The sequence below is a fragment of the Streptomyces sp. PA03-6a genome (genome assembly GCF_033792765.1).
Classification (GTDB): Bacteria; Actinomycetota; Actinomycetes; order Streptomycetales; family Streptomycetaceae; genus Actinacidiphila.
In genome coordinates this window covers 1-6,125 of record NZ_JARAVK010000380.1, presented here as the reverse complement: position 1 = coordinate 6,125, position 6,125 = coordinate 1, and the positions used below count along the sequence as shown (strand labels likewise).

The 6,125-nt window shown below is 74.4% G+C and carries 6 protein-coding genes; 5 read left to right on the top strand and 1 reads right to left on the bottom strand.

Annotated elements, in window-relative coordinates:
- Window positions 1-61 precede the first annotated feature (61 nt).
- From PV350_RS43470 to PV350_RS43460, 3 genes are read left to right on the top strand one after another with little or no spacing between them, the layout of a single operon-like run.
- The gene (locus PV350_RS43470) at window positions 62-601 is read left to right on the top strand and encodes a PadR family transcriptional regulator (protein WP_499511918.1); all 540 of its coding nucleotides are present in this window, start codon (window positions 62-64) and stop codon (window positions 599-601) included.
- On the top strand, window positions 598-1,308 hold the full coding sequence (locus PV350_RS43465; RefSeq protein WP_500338894.1) for an ABC transporter ATP-binding protein: 711 nt from the start codon (window positions 598-600) through the stop codon (window positions 1,306-1,308). Before PV350_RS43470 ends, PV350_RS43465 begins: the two co-directional genes overlap by 4 nt.
- Entirely contained in the window at window positions 1,305-2,693 is a 1,389-nt protein-coding gene (locus PV350_RS43460) for an FtsX-like permease family protein (RefSeq protein WP_500338893.1), read from the top strand. Before PV350_RS43465 ends, PV350_RS43460 begins: the two co-directional genes overlap by 4 nt.
- A gap of 102 nt (window positions 2,694-2,795) precedes the next feature.
- Here PV350_RS43460 and PV350_RS43455 read toward each other — a convergent pair whose 3' ends face one another.
- The gene (locus tag PV350_RS43455) at window positions 2,796-3,332 is read right to left on the bottom strand and encodes an HNH endonuclease (protein WP_499511921.1); all 537 of its coding nucleotides are present in this window, start codon (window positions 3,330-3,332) and stop codon (window positions 2,796-2,798) included.
- 233 nt (window positions 3,333-3,565) lie between these two features.
- On the opposite strand from PV350_RS43455, the gene PV350_RS43450 reads away from it, so the two are divergent.
- Complete coding sequence (locus PV350_RS43450; protein ID WP_499511922.1) at window positions 3,566-4,624, top strand: mechanosensitive ion channel family protein; 1,059 nt, start codon at window positions 3,566-3,568, stop codon at window positions 4,622-4,624.
- Window positions 4,625-4,946: 322 nt separating this feature from the next.
- Window positions 4,947-6,113 (top strand): ROK family transcriptional regulator, encoded by a 1,167-nt coding sequence (locus PV350_RS43445; RefSeq protein WP_499511923.1) that lies wholly within the window; start codon window positions 4,947-4,949, stop codon window positions 6,111-6,113.
- Window positions 6,114-6,125 lie beyond the last annotated feature (12 nt).

The following is a 6,125-nucleotide window of genomic DNA, read 5'->3' as shown; positions in this document are numbered from 1 at the left end:
GGTCGCAGGGCTGTCACTATTCACTGAGTACATGTATTGAGTGAAGAGAGGGGGGCGTCGCATGAGCACCGGCAACGTCCTGCTGGGACTGCTCGCCGCCGGTCCCGGCCACGGCTACGACCTGAAGCGGCGGCACGACGAACGCTTCCCCCAGGCCCGCCCCCTCGCCTACGGCCAGGTCTACACGAGCCTGCAGCGCCTGGTGCGCGACGGCCTCGCCGAGGTCGACGCCACCGAGAGCGACGGCGGCCCGGAGCGCACCACCTACCGGCTCACCGAACAGGGCTCGCTGGCACTGCGGAGCTGGCTCGGGGAGCCCGTACCGCCCGCGCCCGTCAGCGCGGCCAACGAGATCTTCGCCAAGGTCACGGCGATCATGGCCTCCGGCCACGGCGACCCCGCCGCGTTCCTGCGCCTGCAGCGCGCCGCCCACCTCGCCCGGATGCGCGAGCTCACCGCGGTGAAGACCGCGCCCGGCGCCCCGCTGTCGGCCGTGCTCTCCGCCGACTACGCCCTCACCCATCTCGACGCCGACCTGCGCTGGATCGACAACGCCGCGCAGCGCCTCGGCGCCCTGGCCGAGGAGGTCACCTCAGCATGACCACACCCCTGATCGAGGCCCGCGGCCTCGTCAAGCGGTACGGCACCACCGACGCCCTGCGCGGCGCCTCGCTGCGCCTGCTGCCCGGGGAGGTCCTGGCCGTCACCGGCCCGAGCGGCAGCGGGAAGTCCACGCTGCTGCACTGCATGTCGGGCATCGTCCGGCCGGACGAGGGCGAGGTCCGGTACACGGGCGGCGTGGCCGGCGCGGAGCGGCTCGACCAGGCCGGGGAGACCCGCCGCTCCACGCTGCGGCGCACCGACTTCGGCGTCGTCTTCCAGTTCGGCCAACTGGTCGGCGAACTGACCGCCCTGGACAACGTGGCCCTGCCCCTGCTGCTGGCCGGGACCTCCCGCGCCGCCGCCCATGACCGTGCGGGCACCTGGCTGGAGCGCTTCGGCGTGCGTGGTCAGGCCGCCCTGCGCCCGGGCGAGATGTCGGGCGGGCAGGCACAACGCGTCGCCCTGGCCCGTGCGATGGTCACCGGCCCGAAGGCGGTCTTCGCGGACGAGCCGACCGGGGCCCTGGACTCCCTCGCCGGTGAGCAGGTCATGACCGCCCTGGTCCACGCCGCCCGCGAGTCCGGTACCGCCGTGCTCCTGATCACGCACGACGCCCAGGTCGCGGCGTACGCGGACCGCGAGGCGACGGTGCGGGACGGCGTCGTCGAGTCGGAGGACGAGCCCGCCGCCGAGGTGACCCGGTGAGGGGGCTTCGGGGGGACGCCCTGCTGGCCTGGGCACTGCTGCGGGGCTCCCCGCGCAGCGAGTGGTGGCGCCTGGCCCTCACCGCGCTCGGCGCGGCCCTCGGCACGGGCTTCGCCCTGGCGGCCGCCGTCGTGGCCGTGATCGGCACCCGGTACGCGGACGGGACGCCCCGGTACACCAACGACCTGCTCAACCTCGCCGGGCTGCGGCCGGGCGTCGTCGCCGTGCTCCTGCTGCTCCTGGTCCCGGTGATCGCCTTCCTCGGCCAGTGCACCCGGATCGGCGCGCTGCGACGTGAGCACCGGCTGGCCGCGCTCCGCCTGTCCGGGGCCGCCCCCCGGCAGGTCCGGCGGATCGCCGCGCTGGAGGCGGGCGCCGCCGGCGTCCTGGGAGCGGTGGCCGGGCTGGTGGGCTTCCTCGCGCTGCGGGCCGTGCTCGCGGCGGTGCAGGACGACCGCAGGACACCGACCTGGCCCACCGACGTGCCGGTGCCGTGGCTTCCCGCCGCCCTGGTCGTCCTGGCGGTGCCGGTGCTGGCCACCCTGGAGGCACGGTTCGCCCTCCGCCGGTCGGCGCGCGACCCGCTGGGCGTGGTCGCGAAGCGACGGCCGGCGCGCGGCGGGGCGATCCGCTGGCTGCTGGGCCCGGTGGCGCTGCTCGCGGGGACCGCGCTGATGCTGGCGGGGACGCGGGTGGCGCTGAACCGTGCGCCGGCCGCAGTGGTCGTGCCGGCGTTCCTGGTCCTGTACGTCTACGGGCTCCTCCACAGCAGCGCGGGGCTGGCACTGCTCACCGGACGGCTCGCCGCCCGGTCGGGCCGTCCGGTGCTGCTGATCGCCGGGGAACGGCTGCGGAACGACCCCTGGGCCGCGGCCCGGGCCCACTCGGTGCTGATGCTCGCGGCGCTGGTGGGGGCGGGCTGGGTGGCCATGCGCCGGGTGACGGTGGACGGACTGCGCGCGGATCCGGGCTACAGCGCGGACGACCTGGCCTTCTACGTGGGCGGCTGGAACCTGGCGGGGCTCGCCGTCCTGATCGGCAGTGCGGTCACCGTGAGCGGCGTCGCGGTGGGCGTCGTGGAGTCGCTCATGTCCCGCCGCCGGACCCTGGCCGCCCTGGCCGCGGCGGGCACGCCCCGGAAGGTGCTGTGGCGCGCCACGCTGCTGGAGACGGCGCTGCCCCTCGTCCCGGCGCTGCTGCTCGGCGCCGCCTGCGGCCTGGCGCTCGTCCTCCCCGTCGTGCTCCACGACGGGCGGCGCGCTCTGCCGCTGCTGGAGCCGGCGCTGCTCACGGGCGGCCTGCTGGCCGCCGCCCTGCTGGCGACCGCCGCCTGCCTGCCGCTGCTGCGCCGCACCGTGCACCCGGCGCAGTTGCGGCACGAGTAGGGGGCGGGCGGGCGCGGGAAGGGGCCCCGGACCGGCACGGGGGTGCGGTCCGGGGCCCTGAGCCCGGTCCGGGACGGTTCAGGACAACACGAAGGCCCGGTCTCAGGCGGATATGCCGTCGATCCGGGCCATGGCGTCCTCCGCGCCGAATGGCTGCAGGTATGGCAGCCAGCGCGGGTCCCTATGCCCCGTCCCGATGATCCGCCAGGCGAGGCCGGACGGCGGGGCGGGCTGGTTGCGCATCCGCCAGCCGAGCTCGGCGACATGGCGGTCGGCCTTGAGGTGGTTGCACCGGCGGCATGCCGCGACCACGTTGTCCCACGTGTGCTGGCCTCCGCGGCTGCGCGGGATCACGTGGTCGACGCTGGTTGCGACGCCTCCGCAGTACGCGCACCGGCCGCCGTCCCGCGCGAACAGCGCCCGCCGGGTCAGGGGCACGGGGCCGCGAAAGGGGACTCGGACGAATTTGGTGAGCTTGACGACACTCGGAGCGGGGACAGTACAGGTCGCGCTGTGCATATAGGCGCCGGACTCCTCGAGGCACACGGCCTTCTTGTTCAGCACGAGGATGAGCGCGCGGCGGAGCGGTACGACGCCGAGCGGCTCGTACGACGCGTTGAGGACCAGGACATGCGGCACGGGTGCCTCCTTTTACGCCGGCGGCGCGTGGCTCGCGCCGGGACGATCTGCCCACAGTCTCTCCGGAAGCCCGGTCACGGCGCCACCATGACCGGGTAACGGAGCGAGGGTGTTTTCAACCACACCCCTTTTACATGCCCTGAATCACCGCACGTCGCGCTCGAACAACACAACGGGACACTTCGCCTCCCCCGTTAGTGTGGGAAGCCTGCCCAACCCGGAGGTTTCCGCCCGTGTCCCCCTCGCCGTCCACCGTCACGACGATCGACGACGCCCAGAAGAGCGCGACCGACGCCGCCGACTACATCAGCCAGAACTGGGCGGACTGGCTCTCCGCCGGGCTGCGCATCCTGCTGATCCTGGTGATCGCGCTGGTGCTGCGGACCGTCGTCCGCCGCATGATCACCAAGTTCATCGAACGCATGAACCGCGGTGCCGAGGTCGCGGCGACGAGTGCACTGGGCGGGCTGCTGGTCAACGCCGAGCGGCGGCGGCAGCGCAGTGAGGCGATCGGCTCGGTGCTGCGCAGCGTGGCCTCGTTCGTGATCATGGGGACGGCGGCACTGACGGTGCTGTCCGTGCTGAAGATCAACCTGGCTCCGCTGCTGGCCAGCGCGGGTGTGGCCGGTGTGGCTATCGGCTTCGGCGCGCGGAACCTGGTGACCGACTTCCTCTCCGGGGTCTTCATGATCCTGGAGGACCAGTACGGCGTCGGCGACGTCATCGACGCGGGCGTCGCCAGCGGCACCGTGGTCGAGGTCGGACTGCGGGTGACCAAGCTGCGCGGCGACAACGGCGAGATCTGGTACATCCGCAACGGCGAGGTCAAGCGGATCGGCAACCTCAGCCAGGGCTGGGCGACGGCCGTGGTGGACGTCCAGGTCGGCTACGGGGAGGACCTGGACCGGGCCCGCACGGTGATCGAGGAGGCCGCCGCCGCCATGGCCAAGGACCAGCCGTGGGACGAGGTGCTCTGGGAGCCCGTCGAGGTGCTGGGCCTGGAGTCGGTGACCTCGGACTCGGTGCTGATCCAGGCGCAGGTCAAGACGATGCCGGGCAAGTCGGCGGCGGTCGCCCGGGAGCTGCGCTGGAGGATCAAGCGGGCCTTCGACGCGGCCGGGATCGCGATCGTCGGCGGAACCCCGCAGGCGGTGGAGGAGGCCGAGCCGGCCGACCCCTCGTCCGCCGTCGCCCCGCCGTCCGCACTGGCCAACCCCGCCTCCCCGCAGGCCCTGGCGGCCCAGCCGCTGGCCCCGGCGCCGGGGCCGTCCCAGCCGAGCACCGTCAAGTAGCGACACCGCCCACCAGGGGCGCCGGGCACCGCCCGGCGCCCCTTTTGCGTGCCGCGGTGCGGCCGGTAACGCTTTGGCGCCGACCTCGCGAACCGCCCTTGACGCTCCGGCAACGGGCGCCTACCTTGCCTTTCACCAACAGGAAAGTTTCCTAACTACCAACACCGGGCACACCAGCCCCCCTGACCCCACCCAGCCCATCAGCCCCGTGCCGTAGCCTGCGGCGCGAGCCGTCACGACGAGGGAGGACGAGACCGTGGCCGCTACCCCCGGAAGCCCAGGCACACCTGGCACCCCCGGCACACCGCGCGTACTGCGGGCGATGAACGACCGCGCCGCGCTCGACCTGCTCATCGAACACGGCCCGCTCTCCCGTACCCGGATCGGCAAGCTCACCGGCCTGTCGAAGCCCACCGCCTCCCAGTTGCTCGCCCGTCTCGAAGCGGCCGGGCTGGTCCTCGCCACCGGCACGACGGCCGGGCGCCCCGGGCCCAACGCCCAGCTGTACGCGGTCAACCCCGCGGCCGCGCACGTCGCCGGCCTCGACGTGACGACCGAGCGCATCCGCGCCGCCGTCGCCGACATCACCGGCCGGGTGACCGGCGTGTTCGAGCTCGCCGCCCCTGGCCGCGGCCGGCGCGGCCAGGGCGGCGCCGTCGAGCAGGTCGTCCAGGCCGTCGACGGCGCGGTGAAGGCGGCCGGGCTGCACCGCACCGACCTGCACCGGATCGTCGTCGGCACCCCCGGCGCCTTCGACCCCAGCACCGGCCGGCTGCGCTACGCCAGCCACCTCCCCGGCTGGCACTCCCCCACCCTCCTGGACGAGCTGGCCGCCGCCCTGCCCGTCCCCCTGGAGTACGACAACGACGTGAACCTCGCCGCCGTCGCCGAGCAACGGCTCGGCGCGGCCCGGGACCACGACGACTTCGTCCTGCTGTGGAACGAGGAGGGCATCGGCGCGGCCATCGTGATCGGCGGCCGGCTGCACCGCGGCTGGACCGGCGGCGCCGGCGAGGTCGGCTTCATGCCGGTGCCGGGGACCCCCCTGGTCCGGCACGTCGCCAAGGCCAACGCCGGCGGCTTCCAGGAACTGGCCGGCTGCAACGCGGTGCTGCGCATCGCGCGGGAACTGGGACTCACCGTGCCACGGGGCACCCAGGCCGAGGGCGCCTCGGCGCTGCTCGCCGCGGCGGCGGGGACCGGCGACGACGCGCACGCGGAGCTGCTGCGGCGCTTCGCCACCGGGCTCGCCATCGGGCTGGCCTCGCTGGTGACCGTCCTCGACCCCGGACTGATCGTCCTGGCCGGCGGGGTGATCGCCGCGGGCGGGGAGCCGCTGCGCTCCCTGGTCCAGTCCGAACTGGCCGACCTGGCCGTGCCCCGGCCCCGGCTGGTGCTCGGCGGCGTACCGAACGACCCCGTCCTGTCCGGGGCGCTGCAGAGCGCCCTCGCCACCACCCGCGACGAGGTGTTCGACACCTCGCGCTGAACGCACCGGCCC